Below are 20,629 nucleotides of genomic sequence, written 5' to 3' on the forward strand. Positions count from 1 at the left end.
CTTCATGCGCCGCCGGCGTCTCCTCCCTTTCCTCAGTCTTGCCCTGCTTGCCGCTTTGCTGGCAATGTCCTGTGCTACATCACCACCCCGCAATACCGTCGACAGTTGCGCTATCTTCAATGAAAAAGGCGGCTGGTATTCCGATGCGCTGGACAGCCAGAAAAAATGGGGGGTTCCGATTCACGTGCAACTGGCGATCATTTACCAGGAATCCCGTTTCGTACACGATGCCAAACCTCCGCGGAAGAAACTGCTGTGGGTCATTCCATGGACACGGCTGTCATCTGCCTATGGCTACGGGCAAATCAAGGACGGTACCTGGGACTGGTACCGCAAATCCACCGGTAACCGCTGGGCAGATCGTGACGACTTCGAGGACGTGGTAGATTTTATCGGCTGGTACGTCGATGTTTCGCACCGCAAGCTCGGCATCAGCAAATCAGATGCCTACAACCAGTACCTGGCATACCACGAGGGCCATGGTGGCTTTAAGCGCAAGACCTACAAAAAAAAGCCCTGGCTGATCAAGGTGGCTAAAAAGGTGGCTTCACGTGCATCCGTCTACCACACACAACTCAAGCAATGCGAAAGCAAGCTTGACCGGGGCTGGTGGATTTTCTAGACGCGTTTTCGGTCAGTCGGAAAGACGGCCGTCATCCAGGTGCAGTACATAATCCATACGTTCCGCCAGCTGGATATCATGCGTAACTATCACGAAGCTGGTATTGAGATCCTGGTTCAGTTCAAGCATCAGCTGGTAGATATGCTCGGCATTGCGCCGGTCCAGGTTACCGGTCGGCTCATCTGCAAGCACACAGTCCGGGTGTGTTACCAGGGCTCTTGCGACGGCGGCACGCTGCCGTTCTCCGCCGGACAACTCGGAAGGCTTGTGCCGGATGCGGGCTTCCAGGCCGACGCGCTGCAGAAGGTCAGCCGCTTTCTTGCGCGCTTCGGAAATCACGCAACCACGGATAACAAGTGGCATGGCGACGTTTTCCAGTGCAGTAAATTCAGGTAGCAGGTGGTGGAACTGGTAAACAAAACCCAGGTGCCGGTTACGCAGTCGACTTCGCGCTGCTTCGCTCATGCGGCTGAATGCGTGCCCCATCAGCTCCACTTCGCCACAGGTCGGCTTGTCCAACCCGCCCAGCAAATGCAGCAAGGTACTCTTGCCGCTACCTGAATTCCCGACGATTGCCAGCTGCTGACCGGCTTTAACAGTCAGATCCACCTGTTCCAGAACGGCCACATTCAGGTCGCCTTCGTTAAAGGTACGACCCAGTCCCCGACATGCGAGTATGGCAGTGTCATTCATAACGCAATGCCTCGGCCGGCTGCGTGCGCGAAGCACGCCAGGCCGGGTACAGTGTGGCGATAAAGCTGAGCAGGAACGCCACCAGACCGACCTGCCATACATCGGGCCAGTTGATCTTCGATGGCAGGTCACTGATGTAATACACGTCAGCCGGCATGAACTGCACACCAAAAGCCTTCTCGATGGCCGGCACGATGGTTTCAATGTTGAGTGCCAGCGCAATACCGCCCGCCAGCCCGATCGCAGTGCCAAGAACACCGATCAGTGCACCCTGAATCATGAAAATGCGCAAAATGACGCCCGGCGTAGCCCCGAGTGTGCGCAGGATGGCGATATCGGCACGCTTGTCGGTCACAACCATGACCAGTGTGGATACGATATTGAAGGCCGCCACAGCGACAATCAGCGTCAGAATGACGAACATAACGCGTTTCTCGGTCTGTACAGCGCGAAAGAAATTGGCGTGCTGGCGCGTCCAGTCCTCTACCTTCATATCGCCGCCGAACTGCCGGGCCAGTTGCTGCGCCACGCGCGGCGCCTGGAACAGGTCTTCCAGCTTCAGCCGAACACCACTAACCTTGTCACCAAGCCTGAACAGGCGTGCCGCATCCTGCATGTGCACCAGTGCCACGCCACGGTCGTACTCGTACATACCCACCTCAAAAATACCCACTACGCGAAAACGCCTCAATCGCGGAAGGATGCCGGCGGGGCTGAAGTTGGCCTGGGGCGTGACCACGGTAATACTGTCTCCGACGCGCGCATCAAGGCTGTAAGCCAGCTCACTGCCGAGAATAATCCGGTACTCACCCGCCTGCAGGTCATCCATACTGCCGATGCTCATATGCTCGCCTACCGTCGAAACGGCCGGTTCGCGCGATGGCAAGATGCCCCGAATCAAGGCCCCGCTGACTTTCTTGCCCTGTGTCAGCATGACCTCGCCCTGCACATAGGGCGCCACACCGACCACCTGCGGGTTCTGTTTTGCCAGTTCAGCCGCCTTTTCCCAGTCGCCAAGTGGCTCCCGGTAGCCACTGATACTGGCGTGTGATGCCATACCAAGGATTCGGGTCCTAAGCTCCTGTTCGAAGCCGTTCATGACTGATAGCACCGTGATCAACGCAGCAACACCCAGGGCGATGCCCAGCATCGAGATCAGGGAGATGAAGGAGATGAAGTGGTTACGGCGCTTGGCGCCGGTGTAGCGCAGGCCAATCCAGATTTCCAGGGGTCGAAACATGCGGGGCATTAAATCACAAGCGCGAGCTGCCGAAAACAGTTGATGTACTTTATAAATTCAACTTCAAGGATAACCATCATGCGTTCCATCCGTGTATTGTTTCTGCTCTCGCTCGTCTCCGGCCTGTTTGTACAATCCGCCACCGCCGATACTCTGCTGGTCGAATCGGTACAGTCCGCCCCGGACGTCAGTCGTCCCGAGCGCGGTATGACCATGGACCAGGTACTACAGAACTGGGGGGAACCTCAGCATCGCGTTGGCCCCGTCGGGGAGCCACCGATCAGCCACTGGGTGTACCCGGATTTCGTGGTGTACTTCGAAAGCACTTACGTCCTGCATTCTGTCGTACCGCACGGAAAATAGATATGGATGCCGGTACAATGTGCCGGCATGACTACACCAGATCTCCGGTTGCCTGCCGAGTGGGAACCCCAGTCCGGGGTTATGCTGACCTGGCCACATGCCAATAGTGACTGGAACGAAAGCCTGTCCGCTGTCGAGTCCAGCTTCTTCCGCATTGCCATCGAAATCGCCCGTCGGGAAATGCTGCTGGTAAATTGCTGCGATGCACCGATGGCAAACCGTATCCACACACGACTGTGTGAACAGGGTGTCCCGCAACAAAACCTGGTAACCGCTATCGCCCCGTCAGACGACAGCTGGGCCAGAGACCATGGCCCGCTGACACGGCTGCACAAGGGGGATCCCGAGTTAATGGATTTTGTTTTTAACGGCTGGGGGCACAAATATCCGGCTGACCAGGATAACGCCATAACACGTCGACTGGCACGCTGTGGTGTATTCGGTAACACTCCGGTCAGGTCCGTTAACCTGGTGCTTGAAGGTGGAAGTATCGACAGCGATGGTACTGGCTCCCTGCTGACAACCCGTCGCTGCCTGCTGGATCCGCAACGCAACCCCGGGCTCGATAGCGAAGCCATCGAAAAACACCTGCGCGACCTGCTGGGAATTGAGCGTGTCCTGTGGCTGGAAAACGGAGAACTGGAAGGCGATGACACCAATGGCCATATCGATATGCTGGCCCGATTTGTCAGCCCGGAGCATATTGTTTACCAACAGTGCACAGAACCTGACTACCCGGGCTATGCAGCCCTGCAAGCCATGGAGGCCGAGCTTCGGGCATTGCGATGCGCAAGTGGAAAGCCTTACCAGCTAAGCGCCCTGCCCTGGCCATCGCCGAAATACAAGGACAATGGTGAAAGACTACCCGCCAGCTACGCGAATTTCCTGGTCATCAACGGCGCACTATTGCAGCCTGCCTACGAGGACAGCCAGGATGACGTGGCAGCAACACAGCTGCAGGCGTGCTTTCCTGACCGGGACATTATCCAGCTTCCCTGCCTGCCCCTGATCCAGCAATTCGGCAGCCTGCACTGCGTCACCCTGCAGTTTCCATCCGCTGTTGAGTTCCGGCACCCAAACCCCGGATAATGCCATTCAATGAAACCGCAGACACTCAGGGTTGCTGCCGTGCAAATGGCCTGCTCGGCAGACCCGGACACCAATCTTCGCCATATCGATGAGCAGCTTGAAAAAGCGGCCAGCGCCGGTGTGCAGCTGGTGTTGTTACAGGAACTGCATAATCACCGGTATTTCTGCCAGTCAGAAAACCCGGAGAATTTCGATCTGGCCGAAACCATCCCCGGCCCGACCACAGAACATCTTTCCGAACAGGCGCGCCGTCATGAACTTGTGATTGTCGCCTCGCTGTTCGAGCGCCGCGCAAGCGGGCTGTACCACAACACCGCCGTGGTGCTCGACAGTGACGGCTCACTGGCCGGCAAATACAGAAAGATGCATGTCCCGGATGATCCCGGTTACCACGAAAAGTTTTACTTCACACCCGGCGACCTTGGTTTTCTGCCAATCACCACACGTGCGGGCAAACTGGGTGTACTGATTTGCTGGGACCAGTGGTATCCGGAAGCTGCTCGCCTGATGGCACTCGCCGGCGCCGAACTGTTATTATACCCGACAGCCATTGGCTGGGACGACGAAGACAACGAAACTGAACAGCAACGTCAACTGGAAGCCTGGATGACCGTGCAACGTGCCCACGCTGTCAGCAATGGGCTACCGGTCATCGCCTGTAATCGTAGTGGCTATGAGGCCGACCCTGAAGGCGGAAGCAATGGCATCCGTTTTTGGGGAAGCAGTTTTATTGCCGGCCCACAAGGTGAGCTTCTGGCCCGTGCACCGGCACAGGAAAATATCCTGCTGATCGCCGACATCGATCTCGCCCGCAACGAACAGGTAAGGCGTATCTGGCCATTTCTGCGAGATCGCCGCATCGACGCTTATGATGACCTGACGCGCCGCTTCAGGGACTAAATACAACAAGGACCACAGCATGATTCTCATCCTGAAACCCGATATAAATACCAACAGCGAAACCTTCCGTTCGCTGGAGACCTTCCTGGAGAATTTACCGAATATCCGTCACCGCGTACACCAGGAGACCGGGGCACAGCAACTACTCACCGAGGTATATCTGGTCGGGGATACCGCTGCGCTGGCGATAGAAGACATGCAGAGTCTGCCGGGGGTCGAGCGCGTGGTGCGGGTTTCAGAAGAATACAGAGTTTTGGGTCGTCACAAGGATGACAGGCGCCCGACCTGGTTCGACTACAATGGCGTACGCTTCGGGCAGGATACGCTGCACGTGTTTGCCGGGCTGTGCGCCGTAAATACACGTGAACACGTAGAAGCCATGATGAAGGCACTGCAGTCACACGGACAGGTATGTACCCGTATGGGCGCCTACAAGCCACGCACCAGCCCCTACTCTTTCCAGGGCCATGGAAAAGCCTGCCTGCCCTATGTTTTTGAGCTGGCTGGCAAATATGGTATCAAGGTGGTCGCCATGGAGATCACGCACGAAGACCATGTCGATGAAATTGTCGAGGCACTGGAGCAGACCGGTAATCCTACTGGCGTCATACTGCAGATCGGCACCCGCAACACACAAAATTTCGAACTGCTTAAATCGGTCGGGCGCCAGAAACGCTTCCCTGTACTGCTCAAACGCGGCTTCGGCATTACCCTGGAAGAATCATTGAATGCAGCCGAGTACCTGGCCAGTGAAGGAAACCGTAATGTTGTTTTCGCCCTGCGTGGCATGAAAACCAACATGGGCGATCCGCACCGCAACCTCGTCGACTTCGCCCACGTGCCGGTGGTAAAACGCCTGACGCGCATGCCGGTGTGCATCGATCCCTCACACTCCGTCGGTACCCGCGACATGGCGCCTGACGGCATGCTGGACGTCATGCATGTTACGGCGCAGGGCGTTATCGCAGGCGCCAACATGATACTGGTGGATTTTCACCCCGACCCCGCCAGTGCGCTGGTGGACGGTCCACAGGCACTGACCCTCGACGAGCTGCCCTGGTACCTGGATGATGTGCAAATCGCACGTGAAGCCTACCTCAAACGTCAGCAACGCGCAGAAGCAGCCGGCAGCCCCGGAGTGCCGGGATAATTCTCGAACAGGTCTACCTGACACGTTTCAGGCTGTTGCGGTCAAAGTCACGTTCAGTCAGACCGGTTTTGAATATGTAGTTACTCCACGTCAGTCGCGTACTCTTGCCGGTCTGGTGATTTTCCATGAACATGTCGTGGGAGCGCCAGTAACGATCCAGAAACTGCCGGTAGTCGGTGAATATGAGTGTTTTCAGCAAACTGTTCTTGCGGTCATAGTAGACAATTTTCAGTGGCCGATATTCCGCCTTGTCGACCCACACAACCTGGCGCGTATAACCTGAATACTTGTCTACCGGATCTCGCTCTATGACATAGCAGTCCGCACCATCGTATGACTCGTCACGCAGGTATTTGTAGGTATATTTTTCCACTTCCTGGGAAGACAGGTCTTCGTAGGCGAATTCGCTGCCCATGAAAGGCCCGGATTTATTGCGCGAGGAAATACGCTTGACGCGCTTCAGTGCAGGGAGGTACAGCCACTGGTCATCTGGCCCGCTCTTGTGGGTAAAGCTGAGAAAGGCCGTACCCTTCACGTCTGCCGGGCTGTCGAAAATAGTCAGGCTCTTGTCGCCGTCATTTTCCACTTCAAGTGTCCTGACGCGAATGTCCCGGGTGCTCTCCTCTCCCTGCCGGTTGCGCAGCAGCATACGCATCGAAGCCGTGGAATCGTGAAACCCTGTATCGCGGCGATCGGCTTCGTTCGCAATCTCCAGGCCTTTCTCTTCGGGTGTCTGTGCCGTCGCGTTAAACGACAGACCCAGAAGGATCAGTATGCACAGTTTTTTCATCACTCTCACCTTTATCAAGTGCCATCAGCAAAGTCGGCAACAACAGGAAATCCGCCAGCAAGGCAAAGCCGATGGTAATTGCTGTCAACAGTCCCATGCCGGAGTTCAGTTCGAAGGGCGAGTACACCAACACCAGGAAACCTGCCATCAAAACCGCAGAGGTTGTCCATAGAGCCGTACCCACCGTATGGAAGGCGTAGCGCACGGCGTCCGGAGAAGAAAGTCCTTCCTCACGGCGTGCGCGCAGGTATTTACTGAGGAAATGCACGGTATCGTCAACCACGATACCCAACGTCATCCCCGTTACAATAGATAATGCAAGGCCCACCTGACCTACCAGCAGGCCCCACAGACCAAATGCCATTCCGGCTGGCACCAGGTTGGGAATGATACTGATCAACCCGATACGCACCGAGCGCAATGCGAAAATCAGCACGAACGAAATAAGCACCAGGGCTACTGTAGTGCCCACCAGCATACTGTGAATATTGCGCTTGCCGATATGTGAAAACATAACCGCCGGACTGGCACCGTGCGCCTGCATCGACGCCGGTGCATTCGCCTCAAGCCATTGCTGTGCACGTGCTTCCAGCGCAATCGTCTGGTTACTGGAAAGACTCCCCAGCGACACATCCAGCTTGGTGGCAGATTTGTCGATATTGATCTGGTTGTTCAGGTCCAGCCCGTAGGGTAATGACATTTCATAAAGCAACAGGTACTGCGCGGCCAGTTCGCGCTGGTCTGGCAGGCGGTACCAGGCAGGATCATCACCGTGCAGGTTCTTGTTGAGCCGCTTCATGGTGTCAGATAGCGTGCTGACATGTTTGACTTCCGGCTGCTCACGGTACCAGTTGGCAAACTCATCCAGTTTGCGCAGGTAGGCCGGCTCACTGATTCCTCCCGGCTCACCCGCACCCAGTGAGTAGGAAATACTGTATAGACCGGTCAGGTGATCCGTTACGTAGTCGGTATCAACACGGAACGGAACACGCTCATCAAAGTACTTGACGAATTCATCGTTAAGCTCATTGCGCGGAACAAAGGAAATCAGGCCTGTTACCAGCACAGCCATGAACAGCAATACGGACTTGCGGCGCTCAACGACGAGGTTCGCCAGTGCATCCATAATGGGTGCTGAACGTCCGGGCCCGCTTCGATGCCTGACCGGCAACAACAACATCAATGCAGGAAGCAAGGCCATACTGTACAGGAAGGATGCCACCACACCGATGGCAACTACATTACCCAGGTCACGAAATGGTGGTGCATCCGAGAAGTTCATCGACATAAAGCCGATAGCGGTCGTGAGGGAGGTAATCATGATCGGCTGCAAGTTTATACGCAGGCTCTCCAGCATGGCATCACGTTGCGATTCACCTCCCCGAACTTTCTGCAGGAAGGTCACAAGAAAATGAACGCTGTTCGCCACTGCCAGTGTCATGATCATGGTGGGAGCACTCGCCATAGGCGGTGTTATATGAATACCCAGCCAGCCTGCAAGCCCCATGGCGGTAATAATCGACAGTATGATCACAAGCAATGTTGCAAATGTCGCCGCCAGGGAGCGCAATAACAGCAACAGCACAAGCACGATGACGGCGAACATAATCGGCACCAGCGTCTTCATGTCGCTGAGTGCCATTTCCGAGAATGCGTTATTCAGCAGTACGACACCGGTCAGGTGAACCTCCAGTTCCGGATATTGCTCCAGGAGCCGGGTCGCCAGGTTGCGGCTGAAAGCGACAACCTCCGGCACTTCCTTTTCAGGGTTTACGCCGGGCAACTGGACAGTGACATTGACTCCCGTAGTGCGCGAATCCGGTGCAATCAGGCGATTCACCAACAAAGGTTCGGTCGTTGCAATACCGCGTATCTTTTCCAGTTCGTCGGCATCAAGGCTGGACGGATCCGGCACCAGGTCCTCTACAACCAGGTCATCAGCTTCCGCGTAGGTGTGCTGGAAGTTGGTCACCGAATCGACGCGGATTGAATAGGGAATCTGCCAGGATGCCTCGGTCAGCCAGCGAATGGCTTCGAGCGTATCGGGTGTAAACACATCGCCATTGGCTGGCGAAATCGCGAACAGGACATTATCCGACTTGGTATAGACATTCTGCAGGTGCTCGAATGCCAGCAGTTGCGGGTTTTCTTTGCTGAAGAAAATCCGGTAGTCATTGGAAAACTCGAGATGGCGCGCACCGCTGGCGGCAAGAAATGCAAAAACAATTGCACACAAAAATGCGCTCCATCGCCAGCGAACCAATTGGCTCGCGAATAACCTCACCATCTGGATTCCTTGTTATTGTTTCAGCACGTTTTCAGCGACAGAAGAAACTGTATCAACCCCCGGTTACAGGTTCTCAAACGATCCTTGCTTTGCGCACTTTTTGCAAGCCCGATACAACCTTCCAGCGCAGCCATCACAAAGGTGGCGATTTCTTCACAATCACAGTCTGCGCTGATTTCCCCCTGTTGCTGCGCCTTTTCCAGCGCCTCCTGTGTCGCACCGTGCCACGCCTCGAACAACCGATCCAGGCGCAGGCGGAACCCCTCGTCCAGTGGAGACATTTCCTGGGCAAGATTGTTCAATGGACAACCGTACTGAATCATTTCCGGTGGCTTGTTATCCGGTAATTGCTCAATCACGTCAATCAGTGCCTGGAAACTGTCTTCAGCGCCTCGCAACGGCTGGATCCACATCGCCTGCATGGTCTGCTGGATGACTTCATCGACAACAGCATAGCCAAGTGACTGTTTATTAGGGAAATGATGGTATAGCGCACCTTTCGTCAATGACGTGGCTGCAAGCACCTCATCCAGGCGCATACCCTGGAAACCATTTCGATAGATTTCCATAAATGCAGCTTCAAGTATCCGCTGTCGTGTCTGATCCGGGTTTCTGGGCGCCCGGGCCGCGCTATCTGCCTGTTGCATGACTCACCTTCCTGTCGCCCTCACTGACATTATTCGGGAACTTGTAATGGAAAGCTATTGACAAACCATCTGGTCGGTACGTATTCTAGCAACTAATACATATCGGGACAATACCGGAATCCAACGAAATCCAGCAGGAGCTCGAAGGTTATGACAGCAACAACGCTTGGCATCAGTATTGGAGAGGCCATACCGGATCGGCGTCTTTCATCCAATGCCTATTCAGGAACCCTGCAGCTGAAAGGCAAGCGGGTTCGCATAGACATCAGCGAAAGTGCCACCCAGGCACTTTCTGACCGCGATGAACCTCTACTGGTCGAGCTCGAGCTGTATTTCAGCTGCCTGGTACGTAAACAGATTCGGTTTACCGCCCTTCAGCAAGAGCCCGGGAGGGACAGTGACTGCACACGCGTTATGGAAGGTCTGTATGCCAGTTTCCGTACCGTCACCACCGCACATTGCCGTATTGACGAAACCGACGGTAAACCGCCAGTGGAAACCCTGCCGGTGAAAAAACCCGATCTGTTTGTTCCGGACTGGCTGAAACTCGATTTTCGCGCCGGTCGCTGGCTTGGCGAATATGGATTCAAGAATGATCTTTGACCCCTTAACCCTGATGGGAGGTTCACTATGAGCACCGATGTAAGCAATACCGAGATGGATCAATGGCTCGACAAGAAACTGGATGAGCTGCTACCCGGCAAACTGAAAAGTATCGATGAAACCAAAACCCCCTCCATGGCCATGATCGCCACCAAGGGCACCCTGGACTGGGCCTATCCACCCTTTATCCTGGCGTCAACCTCCTCTGCCCTCGGCTGGGATACTTCGATTTTCTTCACCTTCTATGGCCTGCTGCTGCTCAAAAAAGACCTGAGTGACGCCATGGTCAGCCCGCTGGGCAACCCGGCCATGCCGATGAAAATGCCGTTCGGTCCCAAGTGGTTCCAGGACTTCGACTGGCCGATGCCCAACCTGCTCATGGCAGGTGTCCCCGGGTTCGAAAAGGTCGCCACCGGACTGATGAAGAAAACATTCAAGAACAAGGGAGTAGCAACAGTGGAAGAGTTGCGTGAACTCTGTCTTGAAGCTGATGTCAAAATGGTTGCTTGCCAGATGACGGTGGACGTATTCGGATTTGACCAGAGCGAGTTTATTCCGGAAGTGACCGACTATGTCGGAGCGACGTACTTCCTTCCGGTGGCCAAGGATGCCGATGTCTGCCTGTTTATTTGAAACGTTTTCATAGTCCCTCCTTCGACCGGCGTTCTGCGCCGGTTTTTTTTGTCCGGTTATGCGAGAATACACGGCTTTGCCGCACACCAGATTGTTATGTCACAGGCCGCCAGCCAAACAACATCCGATGCCGATCAGGCAGACCCCTTACACCCGTGTCTGCCGGAGGCGCGTCAACGCGTAATCTGGTCCCGCATGTATGGCGACAGCCTGCCGCTGATCCTGGCCGGTGCCGCACAGCAACACGAAGGACTGCTACTGGTCATCACCCCGGACAGCCAGAGTGCAGAACAGCTACAGTCACAACTGCGTTTCTTTTGTGATGATGCATCGCTGGATATCCTGTGTTTTCCTGACTGGGAAACCTTGCCCTATGATGCGTTTTCACCGCACCAGGACATTATCTCCGAACGGCTCGAAACCCTGTGTCGCCTGCCTGAGCTGAAGCGTGGCGTGCTACTGGTACCGGTGGCCACACTGCTGCAGCGGCTGCCACCGAAAAGTTTCCTGGACCAGTACAGCCTGGTACTCGATCGTGGCGATACACTTGACCTCGACGCCATGCGCAAACGACTCGAAACCGCCGGATACCGTTGCGTGGAACAGGTCATGGAGCATGGCGAATTTGCCGTGCGCGGCGCCCTGCTGGACCTGTTTCCCATGGGCAGCGCGACACCGTTCCGCATCGATCTGTTCGATAATGAAATCGAGTCCATCCGTACCTTTGACCCGGAAACACAACGCTCCATCGACAAGGTACAACAGGTACGCCTGTTACCGGCACGTGAATTCCCGGTCGACGAGGCGGCCATCAGACGCTTCCGCCAGAACTGGCGGGACCTGTTTGAAGGCGACCCGCAACGTGCGCTGATCTACCGCGACGTCAGTAATAACGTTATCCCTGGAGGCATCGAGTATTACCTGCCGCTGTTCGTCGAGGAAAGTGCCACGCTGTTCGACTACCTGCCGGGCGACTGTTTCCTGGTAGAAAGCGAGGATGCTCATGCGGCGATTGATGAGTTCCGGCAGGAAGTCGAGGAGCGCTTCGAATCCCTTCGACACGATATTGAACGGCCACTGCTGCCACCGGATCGTCTCTACCTGTCTGACGATGAAATGCGTCGTGCGCTCGATAACAGCGCGCGTATCGAGCTGCAGCGTGCGGAAGCACTGGACCTGCACGGCAAAACACTCCCGGGGGGCGCATCGGCACAGACAACTCATCTCAATTATGCGACCCGCGCGCTGCCCGATTTGCAAATCAAGGTGCGCACGGAACACCCGGCGGCCGCATTGCAGAATTTCATCGCCGGCTTCCCGGGACGTGTACTGGTTTGCGCCGAATCGGCTGGCCGACGCGAAACCCTGCAGGGGCAGCTACGTGAATTTGGCCTGCGGGCGCAGACGGTTGCTGGCTGGCACGCATTTCTTGAAAGTGACCTTGATCTCGGTATCACGGTTGCACCCCTCGAAAAAGGCGCGTGGTTAGCCGGTGAAAATCCGGTCGTCCTGATTACCGAGGCCCGCCTGTTTGGTGAGCGCGCCCTGCAACAGCAACAGCGCAGGAAACCGAAACGCGATGCCGAAGCCATTGTCCGCAACCTCACCGACCTGAATATCGGTGCTCCGGTGGTACACGAAGACCACGGTGTCGGTCGCTATATCGGTCTGCAGAAACTGACCGTCGGTGGCCGCGAGTCCGAATTTCTCACACTCGAATATGCCGGTAACGATAAACTCTATGTCCCGGTTGCCTCACTGCATCTGATCAGCCGCTACACCGGTTCCAGCCCGGAAAGCGCACCACTGCATCGGCTTGGCAGCGACCAGTGGGAAAAAGCCCGCAAGCGTGCTGCTCAGCGAGTGTGTGATGTCGCCGCCGAACTGCTCGACATCTATGCACGCCGTGCCGCTCGCCAGGGTTATACCTTCCCGTTCGATGCCGATGAATACCGCGCCTTCGCCAGCACCTTCCCGTTCGAGGAAACGCCCGACCAGGCCAGTGCTATCGAAGCCGTTATTGCCGACATGACCGGCCCGCAGCCGATGGATCGTGTGGTGTGTGGTGATGTCGGGTTCGGAAAGACCGAAGTCGCCATGCGTGCCGCATTCGTCGCTGCACAGGCCGGACGCCAGGTGGCTGTGCTGGTGCCGACCACCCTGCTCGCCCAGCAGCACTACCAGAACTTTGCCGACCGCTTTGCCGACTGGCCTATCCGGGTCGATGTGCTGTCGCGCTTCCGCAGTAAAAAACAGCAGGACGACATCCTGCAGCGTTATGCAAACGGCGCACTGGATATATTGATTGGCACACACAAGATTCTGCAGGGTGACGTCAAACCGAAAAATCTTGGCCTGGTCATTATCGACGAAGAACACCGCTTTGGCGTGCGCCAGAAGGAAATACTCAAGGCACTGCGGACCGAGGTCGACCTGCTCACGTTAACCGCCACACCGATACCACGCACACTGAATATGTCCCTGTCCGGCCTGCGCGACCTGTCCATCATCGCCACGCCACCGGCACAACGACTGACCATCAAGACCTTTATCACGGAATGGAACAAGGCCACCATCCGTGAGGCCTGCCTGCGCGAAATCAAGCGCGGCGGCCAGGTTTACTTCCTGCACAACGAAGTCGACAACATCGAAATCATCGCCCGTGAACTGCGCGAACTGATGCCGGAAGCCACCCTGGAAGTCGGTCATGGCCAGATGCGCGAGCGTGAACTGGAGCAGGTAATGCTGGACTTCTACCACCGTCGCTTCAATATCCTGCTGTGCACCACCATCATTGAAAGCGGTATCGATGTACCCAGTGCCAACACCATTCTGATCAACCGCGCCGACAAACTCGGGCTTGCCCAGTTACACCAGCTACGCGGTCGCGTCGGACGATCTCATCACCGCGCCTATGCCTACATGGTGGTGCCACCACGCAAGGCCATGAGTGACGATGCCATTAAACGCATCGAGGCCATTGAATCGCTGGAAGACCTGGGTTCCGGTTTTACCCTGGCTACCCACGACCTGGAAATCCGTGGCGCCGGTGAACTGCTGGGTGACGACCAGAGCGGCCAGATTCACGAAATAGGTTTCAGCCTGTATACCGAACTGCTGGAGCGCGCCGTCACTGCCCTGAAAGCCGGCCGTCAGCCGGAACTGGAGCGCCCGCTTAACCATGGCCCGGAAGTCGACCTGCACCTGCCGGCGCTGATTCCCGATGATTACATGCATGATGTGCACGGCCGCCTGATCCTGTACAAACGCATTGCCAGTGCAGCGAACGAAGACGAGCTGCGTGAGTTACAGGTAGAAATGATCGACCGTTTTGGCCTGCTGCCGGAACCGGTCAAACAACTGTTCGAGGTCACGCGACTGAAACTTGAAGCGGCACCACTCGGCATCAGCAAAATCGATGCCGGCGAGGAAAGCGGCAGGCTGCTGTTCGGGCCGGAACCGAACGTGGACCCGGGCACTATCATCCGGCTTATCCAGACCGAGCCACAGCACTACCGGCTGGATGGCTCTGATATGATCCGTTTCTATGCAGACATGAATGACACTGAAAAACGTCTGCATACTGTCAGTAATTTACTGGAAAGGTTGAGCACCCGTTCAGCTTAGGGCAGGATGGTTACCATGATAAAATTTACCCGGCGCGTTTTTTATACCCTGTTCCTGTTCAACAGCCTGATATCCCCGATCCTGGCTGACGATGCACCGCGTCAGTTCGATATCGAATTGCTGATTTTCCAGAATCTCAGTGCGAGCGATGGAGGCGAAGTCTGGCCTGTTGACTACTCGGAATGGTTTACCGAAGACACAACGGGATCAAATGGGGAAGGAACCCGGGGTGCGCCCCGTACCGGCAAGAGATTGAACAATCCGTTCTGGCTTGACCGTCAAAACCTGCACCTGGCGGCCGAACAGGTGGCGCTTAAACGCTCTGCCAATTACCGGCCATTGCGCCATATTGCCTGGCGCCAGACAGTACTCGACCGCAAGCGGGCACAAGCTATCGAACTACCACCGGGTGGAAACCAGTTTTCGACAACGGTGGAAGGCACTGTACGCGTTGCCGTCGAACGCTACCTGCATCTCTATCTCGACCTGCAACTGATCGACAAAACGCTGGTTATAAAAACCGACTTCAGTGACAACGAACTGCCGGAGTTCAGGCTGAAAGAACACCGCCGCATGCGTAGCAAGGAATTACATTATTTCGATCATCCAAAGTTCGGTGTGATTGCGCTGATTACACCTTACACGCCCGCCCCATCACAGGCAGAAACCGCGAAACCACCAGCTACTGAATCACCCACAAAAAATCCCGGACAATAAAAAACCGGGCCGAAGCCCGGTTAATGCATCTATTAATGTAATGCCCGTTATATTGTTTTTAACCAATTGATTAGCAAAGTTTCAACATTAATCATTGCTGAATTCAGAGTTTGTTGAATCTCTTCCATGTGAATTGCCTTGCCACCAAACCCGGCGGCACGGTTGGCAACCACCGAGCAAGAGGCGTAACAAAGGCCCAGTTCCCGGGCCAGCGCCGCTTCCGGCATGCCCGTCATCCCGACCAGTGTGCAGCCATCACGCCGCATGCGATCGATCTCAGCCGCAGTTTCAAGCCTTGGACCCTGGGTTGCGCCATACACCCCGCCGTCAGACAGCTGGATGTCACTCGACTGTGCGACATTCAGTAACGTGTGGCGCAGGGTTTCACAGTAGGGTTCGGTGAAATCGATATGCGTAACCTTGCCGGGGCTGCCATCGAAAAAGCTGTGTTTACGTCCCCAGGTGTAATCGATGATCTGGTTCGGAAGCGCGAGCACACCAGGCAACATATCTGCCTGTATACCGCCAACAGCCGCAACGGCAACGACCTGCTCCACTCCCGCTTCACGTAATGCAAACATATTGGCCCGGTAGTTGACCCGGTGAGGCGGGATGGAATGTGCTGCTCCGTGACGTGCCAGAAACACCACGTCACTACCATCGATACGCCCATGGCTTAACGGTGATGAAGGTTTGCCATACGGGGTTTCCAGCTCCTCGTGACGGATGATTTCCAGCCCTTCAATCCGGCCCAAACCGGTTCCGCCAATAATGCCTGCTACAGTCACCTGCACTCCTTTTACGTTGTCCCTGCGACAGCGTAGATCGCCGGCAGATTTCGCCAGTAGCCGTGAAAATCCATACCACAGCCGAATACATAACGGTCCTCGACTTCCAGGCCAACAAAATCAGCCGTTAGTCCCGGGGCTTTTCGGTGGTGTTTTTTCTCGACCAGCACGGCGCTGTATACGGCTTCAACGTCCTGCTCCCGGCAGTACTCCATGATAGCGGACAGCGTCAAGCCTTCATCGAGTATGTCATCCACAACCAGCACAGTACGCCTCTTCAGGTCATGCAGCGGGCGCGCCAACCAGTTCAGGGTCAGCCCGCCTTGTGTCCCCTGGTAACGCGTAGCGTGCAGGTAATCCAGTTGCACCGGGAAATCCAGCCGGGTAAACAATTCGCCGGTCGGGACCAGACCGCCGCTCATCACGCACAGTATGACCGGGTTCGTATCACACAGTTCGCGTGTAATGTCCTTCGCCATACGGTCATAGGCTGAGTCAACGGCATGGCGGTCAAAGACGAGGTCTGCACTGCGTCGCACTGCCTCGATTTCGGCCAGGGTCATTTAACAGCACCTTCCGGCAATGGCGGTTCCAGCTTCAGGCCATCCGGCACATGTACTGTTGAGGTCGGGAAGGCAATCTCCGCACCGTGATTACGAATAATCTGCTCGATCTTCAACAACACATCCTGCTTGATGGAGTGGAACTTCACCCAGTTGGTCGTATGTGTAAAGGTATAAATAAAGAAATCCAGTGACGATGGTGCAAAGGTGTTGAAATTGACCATCAGGGTCTGGCTGTCGTCGATCTCCGCGTGCTGGCGCAGCATGGTTTCAATATCTGCAAGTATGTCTGCAACCTTTGCAGCATCATCGTAGCGCAGACCGATGGTCTCGTAGATACGCCGGTGCGTCATGCGCGAAGGGTTTTCCACAGCGATACTGGCAAACATTGAATTCGGCACATAGATGGGGCGTTTGGAAAATGAGCGGATAGTCGTCAGTCGCCAGCCTATGTGCTCCACAGTGCCTTCAATTTCACGGTCAGGTGAACGAATCCAGTCGCCGATCAGGAACGGGCGGTCGAGGTAAATCATCAAGCCGCCAAAGAAATTGGACAGCAGATCCTTGGCAGCAAAACCGATGGCAATACCCCCAATGCCACCAAAAGCCAGCACGCCGGATACGCTGAAACCCAGCGACTGCAGGATAACCAGTGCCGAGGTGATGATGATAGACAGTCGTACCAGTTTGGCAATGGCATCAGCGGTGGTACGGTCATAGGGTTCGCCGCTGGACAAGCCGCGCTCGATCACAGTTTCCTGTAGTCGGGCGGTTAACCGCACCAGGAACCAGGCAACTGCGACAATTACGCCGACACGGCGAATCGGATCAACGGCGTTGAAAATGACGGCATCGGATTCGACGCGAACAATATCCGCAGCGAAGGTAATACCTACCACCCAGATCAGTAATGTCAGTGGCCGTGCTGCTGCCTGCACCACATCATCGTCCCAGGGATTGCTTGTCTTGCCGAGTCGCTGGTGGAGGCGACTTAACAGGCGCCGCTTGACGAGGTCTGCCAACATGGTGACAAACACCACGATAAATACCTGTATCACCCAGGTATTGGTGCCGGTCCAGTCAGACAACATTGTGATAATCTGATTTTGCATTTCTTCCTTTTACTCCATGTCCATATCCAGCCAGCTCTCTGTTTCACAGCGGGCCAATCTTGTGGTTACCGACTTCCAGCGTTGACCCTGGCGCAGGGTTTCTCGGGCCGGAAACTGTCTTCCGTGCATCCGTGCCAGGCGCAATTGTGCTGCCGGATCAGTGTAATTCGACAACGATTCGACAACCTCGACAGCACGTTCAGGCTGGTTGCAGACCAGCACCATGTCACAACCTGCCTGCAGCGCCAGTTGAGCGCGCTGTGGATAGTCACCGGCCCATTCTGCACCGCCCATACTCAGGTCATCGCTGAAAATAACGCCCTGAAACTGCATGGCGTCGCGCAGTATGCCGGTCAACCAGTAGCGTGAAAAGCCTGCCGGCTGGCTATCGACTTGCGAGTACAGAACATGCGCCACCATTACGCTGTTCATACCGTTACGCGCCAGCCTTGCAAACGGTATCAAATCCTGTTGCTGCAGATCTGCCAGGCTGCGTTCATCTTCCGGCAGGCCGTGGTGTGAATCGATAGCCACACCACCGTGACCGGGGAAATGCTTGCCAACCGACGCCATGCCGGCCTGGTGCATGCCACGCTGATAGGCCATTGCCAGTTCGGTAACCGCCTCCGGGGTGCGATGGAAGGCACGGTCACCAATGACTGCGGAAACCCCGAGATCGAGATCGAGTACCGGGGCAAAACTCAGATCGACACCAACCGATAACACCTCGCTGGCCATTAACCAGCCTGCATCCTCGACCAGTGCCAGTGCCGCAGCCGGGTTATCGTCGTACAATTCGGAAAACACACCGACGGGCGGCAACCTGAAAAAACCGTCACGAAAACGCTGTACGCGTCCACCTTCCTGGTCCACCGCGATCAACAGGGGGGGCTGGCGAACAGCGTGAATATCCGCCGCCAGTTTTGTTACCTGCTCCGGTGATTCGTAATTGCGACTGAACAGGATTACGCCACCTACGGCAGGGTGCAACAGGAGTTCGCGCTCTTCTGCCTGTAACTCCAGTCCCTGAACGTCCAGCATAACCGGCCCCATACTCATCTACCTGTTCTCCTGTCCACGCTGACCAGAACGCACATCCAGCCAGTCTCGCAATTGATCACCCAGCAGATTAACACTCAGCACTACCAGCATCAGCGCCACACCCGGCGCCAGGACCAGGTGTGGGGCTACCAGCATATAGCGTACGCCATCACGAATCATGCTTCCCCAGGAAGCGTCAGGTGGCTGAACACCCAGACCGAGAAATGACAGGCCGGACTCGGCTATTACTACGGCTGCAATGCCAAAGGTCGCTTCCACCACCAGCGGCGCACTGATCAGCGGCAATAAATGACGCTGTATGATACGCGGAGATCGTGTACCAAGTGCCTGTGCTGCCTGTACATGTTCCCGCTGTTTAACAGACATGACCTGGGCACGCGCCAGTCTGGCGTAACCCACCCAGCCAACCAGTGTCAGCGCAAAAACGAGGTTATCGATACCCGGCCCGAGCAGACCGGCCAGGGCAATCGCCAGAAGGATGCCCGGGAATGCCATAAACACATCCATTACCATCACCAGTACTCTTTCAGCACCACCACCATACCATGCAGCTGCACTTCCGATCAGCACACCAAACAGCATGGACAGGCCGACAACCAGCATGGAAACCCGGAACGATACTGCCGCCCCGACCAGCAGGCGGTCGAGCACCGGACGTCCCAGATCATCCGCACCAAGCCAGTGTTCACGATCTGGTGTTTCAAGAATATCGGGCAAGGCAACCTGGTCCGGCTGCAGGGGTAACCAGTGCCCTCCCAACGCAACCAGTGTCCAGGCAAGTAATACCAGCATGGCGAAACGATGGATCATTGCGACTGCCCGAGCCTGATACGTGGATCGGCCTTCACATACAACAGGTCGGTCACCAGGTTAACCAGCACGTAACTCAGGCTGATCAGCAAAACACAGCCCTGCACTACAGGATAATCACGTCGCTGGATGGATTCCACCAGCAAGGCGCCAACCCCGGGCCAGTTGAACACGATTTCCGTGACCACTGCGCCACCGAGCAAAGCGCCCAGTTGCATGCCCAGCAAGGTCAATACCGGCAGCCAGGCATTTCGCAGCGCATGGCGTACCAGCACGGTTCGTGAATCCAGCCCCTTGGCACGTGCCGTGCGGATAAAATCTTCACCAAGCACTTCCAGCAAGCTGCTGCGTACCATGCGTGACAGCACGGCGGCAAGACCGGTACCCAGCGTAACAGCCGGTAACACAACAGACAGCACCCCTTCCCGTCCGCTGACCGGGAACCACCCCAGACCGAGTGAGAAAACCATCACCAGCAGCGGCCCAAGCCAGAAATTTGGAATGGAAACGCCCACGAGTGAAAACCCCATTGCTGATCTGTCCCATACACTGTCCTTGCGTGCGGCTGCCAGCAAGCCAAGCGGCAAGGCAACAACAAGCGCCACAAGGAATGCCAGCGCTGAAAGTTCAAGGGTCGCCCCCAGTCGTTCGAGCAACAGACTGAACACCGGTTCGTGGTAGTACAAAGAACTGCCAAGGTTCAGCGATAACACACCGGTCAGGAAGGCCACCCACTGATCTGCCAGAGGTTGATCCAGCCCCAGCGCATGCCGCAATGCTTCGGTATCCGCAGCTGTTGCGGATTCGCCGAGCATAACGGCCACCGGGTCACCCGGCACCCAGTGGATAAGAAAAAAAACCAGTGTAGTGACACCGAACAGCACCCATAGTGCGTTCAGCAAACGCGAAGCCAGGTACGTCGGCATCAAATCG

At 55.9% G+C, this 20,629-nt stretch carries 20 protein-coding genes; 9 read left to right on the top strand and 11 right to left on the bottom strand.

Going from position 1 to position 20,629, the window contains the following annotated elements; translation table 11 throughout:
* Window positions 1-4 precede the first annotated feature (4 nt).
* A complete protein-coding gene (locus tag DFR30_RS08120; RefSeq protein ID WP_207891850.1) occupies window positions 5-622 on the top strand; it encodes a transglycosylase SLT domain-containing protein in 618 nt (205 codons plus the stop codon).
* 12 nt (window positions 623-634) lie between these two features.
* Here the strand turns inward: DFR30_RS08120 and lolD are convergent, their stop codons facing one another.
* Both lolD and DFR30_RS08130 read right to left on the bottom strand, forming a co-directional pair.
* Window positions 635-1,315 (bottom strand): lipoprotein-releasing ABC transporter ATP-binding protein LolD, encoded by a 681-nt coding sequence (gene lolD, locus DFR30_RS08125; protein ID WP_132972180.1) that lies wholly within the window; start codon window positions 1,313-1,315, stop codon window positions 635-637.
* Window positions 1,308-2,555 carry a lipoprotein-releasing ABC transporter permease subunit gene (locus DFR30_RS08130; RefSeq protein ID WP_132974422.1) on the bottom strand — a complete coding sequence of 416 codons (1,248 nt, stop codon included), beginning with the start codon at window positions 2,553-2,555 and terminating at the stop codon, window positions 1,308-1,310. The genes lolD and DFR30_RS08130 overlap by 8 nt, the downstream gene beginning before the upstream one ends.
* A 78-nt stretch (window positions 2,556-2,633) precedes the next feature.
* Between DFR30_RS08130 and DFR30_RS08135 the strand changes: the two genes are divergently transcribed.
* The 4 genes from DFR30_RS08135 to DFR30_RS08150 are packed head-to-tail and all read left to right on the top strand — an operon-like array spanning window position 2,634 to window position 6,057.
* Window positions 2,634-2,918: a hypothetical protein gene (locus DFR30_RS08135; RefSeq protein ID WP_132972181.1), complete on the top strand. Its 285-nt coding sequence runs from the start codon at window positions 2,634-2,636 to the stop codon at window positions 2,916-2,918.
* 27 nt (window positions 2,919-2,945) lie between these two features.
* Entirely contained in the window at window positions 2,946-4,007 is a 1,062-nt protein-coding gene (locus DFR30_RS08140) for an agmatine deiminase family protein (RefSeq protein ID WP_132972182.1), read from the top strand.
* Between the two features lie 9 nt (window positions 4,008-4,016).
* Complete coding sequence (locus DFR30_RS08145) at window positions 4,017-4,907, top strand: carbon-nitrogen hydrolase (RefSeq protein WP_132972183.1); 891 nt, start codon at window positions 4,017-4,019, stop codon at window positions 4,905-4,907.
* 19 nt (window positions 4,908-4,926) lie between these two features.
* Window positions 4,927-6,057, top strand: a complete 1,131-nt coding sequence (locus DFR30_RS08150) for a 3-deoxy-7-phosphoheptulonate synthase (RefSeq protein ID WP_132972184.1) — start codon at window positions 4,927-4,929, stop codon at window positions 6,055-6,057.
* 13 nt (window positions 6,058-6,070) lie between these two features.
* Here DFR30_RS08150 and DFR30_RS08155 read toward each other — a convergent pair whose 3' ends face one another.
* From DFR30_RS08155 to DFR30_RS08165, 3 genes are all read right to left on the bottom strand, one after another.
* Window positions 6,071-6,847 carry an outer membrane lipoprotein-sorting protein gene (locus tag DFR30_RS08155; protein WP_132972185.1) on the bottom strand — a complete coding sequence of 259 codons (777 nt, stop codon included), beginning with the start codon at window positions 6,845-6,847 and terminating at the stop codon, window positions 6,071-6,073.
* A complete protein-coding gene (locus DFR30_RS08160) occupies window positions 6,804-9,083 on the bottom strand; it encodes an efflux RND transporter permease subunit (RefSeq protein WP_207891851.1) in 2,280 nt (759 codons plus the stop codon). The genes DFR30_RS08155 and DFR30_RS08160 overlap by 44 nt, the downstream gene beginning before the upstream one ends.
* Window positions 9,084-9,154: 71 nt before the next feature.
* Window positions 9,155-9,781: a TetR/AcrR family transcriptional regulator gene (locus tag DFR30_RS08165; protein WP_132972187.1), complete on the bottom strand. Its 627-nt coding sequence runs from the start codon at window positions 9,779-9,781 to the stop codon at window positions 9,155-9,157.
* A 150-nt stretch (window positions 9,782-9,931) separates the two neighbouring features.
* On the opposite strand from DFR30_RS08165, the gene DFR30_RS08170 reads away from it, so the two are divergent.
* The 4 genes from DFR30_RS08170 to DFR30_RS08185 all read left to right on the top strand — a co-directional run bounded on the left by DFR30_RS08170 (window position 9,932) and on the right by DFR30_RS08185 (window position 15,361).
* Window positions 9,932-10,384, top strand: coding sequence for a hypothetical protein (locus tag DFR30_RS08170; protein ID WP_132972188.1), 453 nt, complete (start codon window positions 9,932-9,934; stop codon window positions 10,382-10,384).
* Between the two features lie 135 nt (window positions 10,385-10,519).
* Window positions 10,520-11,017, top strand: a complete 498-nt coding sequence (gene dsrE2, locus DFR30_RS08175; protein WP_165869229.1) for a sulfur carrier protein DsrE2 — start codon at window positions 10,520-10,522, stop codon at window positions 11,015-11,017.
* A 96-nt stretch (window positions 11,018-11,113) separates the two neighbouring features.
* Complete coding sequence (gene mfd / locus DFR30_RS08180) at window positions 11,114-14,644, top strand: transcription-repair coupling factor (RefSeq protein ID WP_132974423.1); 3,531 nt, start codon at window positions 11,114-11,116, stop codon at window positions 14,642-14,644.
* 15 nt (window positions 14,645-14,659) lie between these two features.
* Window positions 14,660-15,361, top strand: a complete 702-nt coding sequence (locus tag DFR30_RS08185) for a CsiV family protein (protein ID WP_165869145.1) — start codon at window positions 14,660-14,662, stop codon at window positions 15,359-15,361.
* Window positions 15,362-15,408: 47 nt separating this feature from the next.
* Here DFR30_RS08185 and DFR30_RS08190 read toward each other — a convergent pair whose 3' ends face one another.
* From DFR30_RS08190 to nikB, 6 genes are read right to left on the bottom strand one after another with little or no spacing between them, the layout of a single operon-like run.
* Entirely contained in the window at window positions 15,409-16,155 is a 747-nt protein-coding gene (locus DFR30_RS08190; protein ID WP_132972191.1) for an S-methyl-5'-thioinosine phosphorylase, read from the bottom strand.
* 5 nt (window positions 16,156-16,160) lie between these two features.
* Window positions 16,161-16,712 carry a hypoxanthine-guanine phosphoribosyltransferase gene (locus DFR30_RS08195; protein ID WP_132972192.1) on the bottom strand — a complete coding sequence of 184 codons (552 nt, stop codon included), beginning with the start codon at window positions 16,710-16,712 and terminating at the stop codon, window positions 16,161-16,163.
* Window positions 16,709-17,824, bottom strand: coding sequence for a mechanosensitive ion channel family protein (locus DFR30_RS08200; protein ID WP_132972193.1), 1,116 nt, complete (start codon window positions 17,822-17,824; stop codon window positions 16,709-16,711). The genes DFR30_RS08195 and DFR30_RS08200 overlap by 4 nt, the downstream gene beginning before the upstream one ends.
* Before the next feature lie 9 nt (window positions 17,825-17,833).
* Window positions 17,834-18,883 carry a beta-N-acetylhexosaminidase gene (gene nagZ, locus DFR30_RS08205; protein ID WP_132972194.1) on the bottom strand — a complete coding sequence of 350 codons (1,050 nt, stop codon included), beginning with the start codon at window positions 18,881-18,883 and terminating at the stop codon, window positions 17,834-17,836.
* Window positions 18,884-19,696: an ABC transporter permease gene (locus tag DFR30_RS08210; protein WP_132972195.1), complete on the bottom strand. Its 813-nt coding sequence runs from the start codon at window positions 19,694-19,696 to the stop codon at window positions 18,884-18,886.
* Complete coding sequence (nikB, locus tag DFR30_RS08215; RefSeq protein WP_132972196.1) at window positions 19,693-20,622, bottom strand: nickel ABC transporter permease; 930 nt, start codon at window positions 20,620-20,622, stop codon at window positions 19,693-19,695. The genes DFR30_RS08210 and nikB overlap by 4 nt, the downstream gene beginning before the upstream one ends.
* Window positions 20,623-20,629: the final 7 nt, after the last annotated feature.

It is taken from the genome of Thiogranum longum, from assembly GCF_004339085.1.
GTDB lineage: Bacteria > Pseudomonadota > Gammaproteobacteria > DSM-19610 > DSM-19610 > Thiogranum > Thiogranum longum.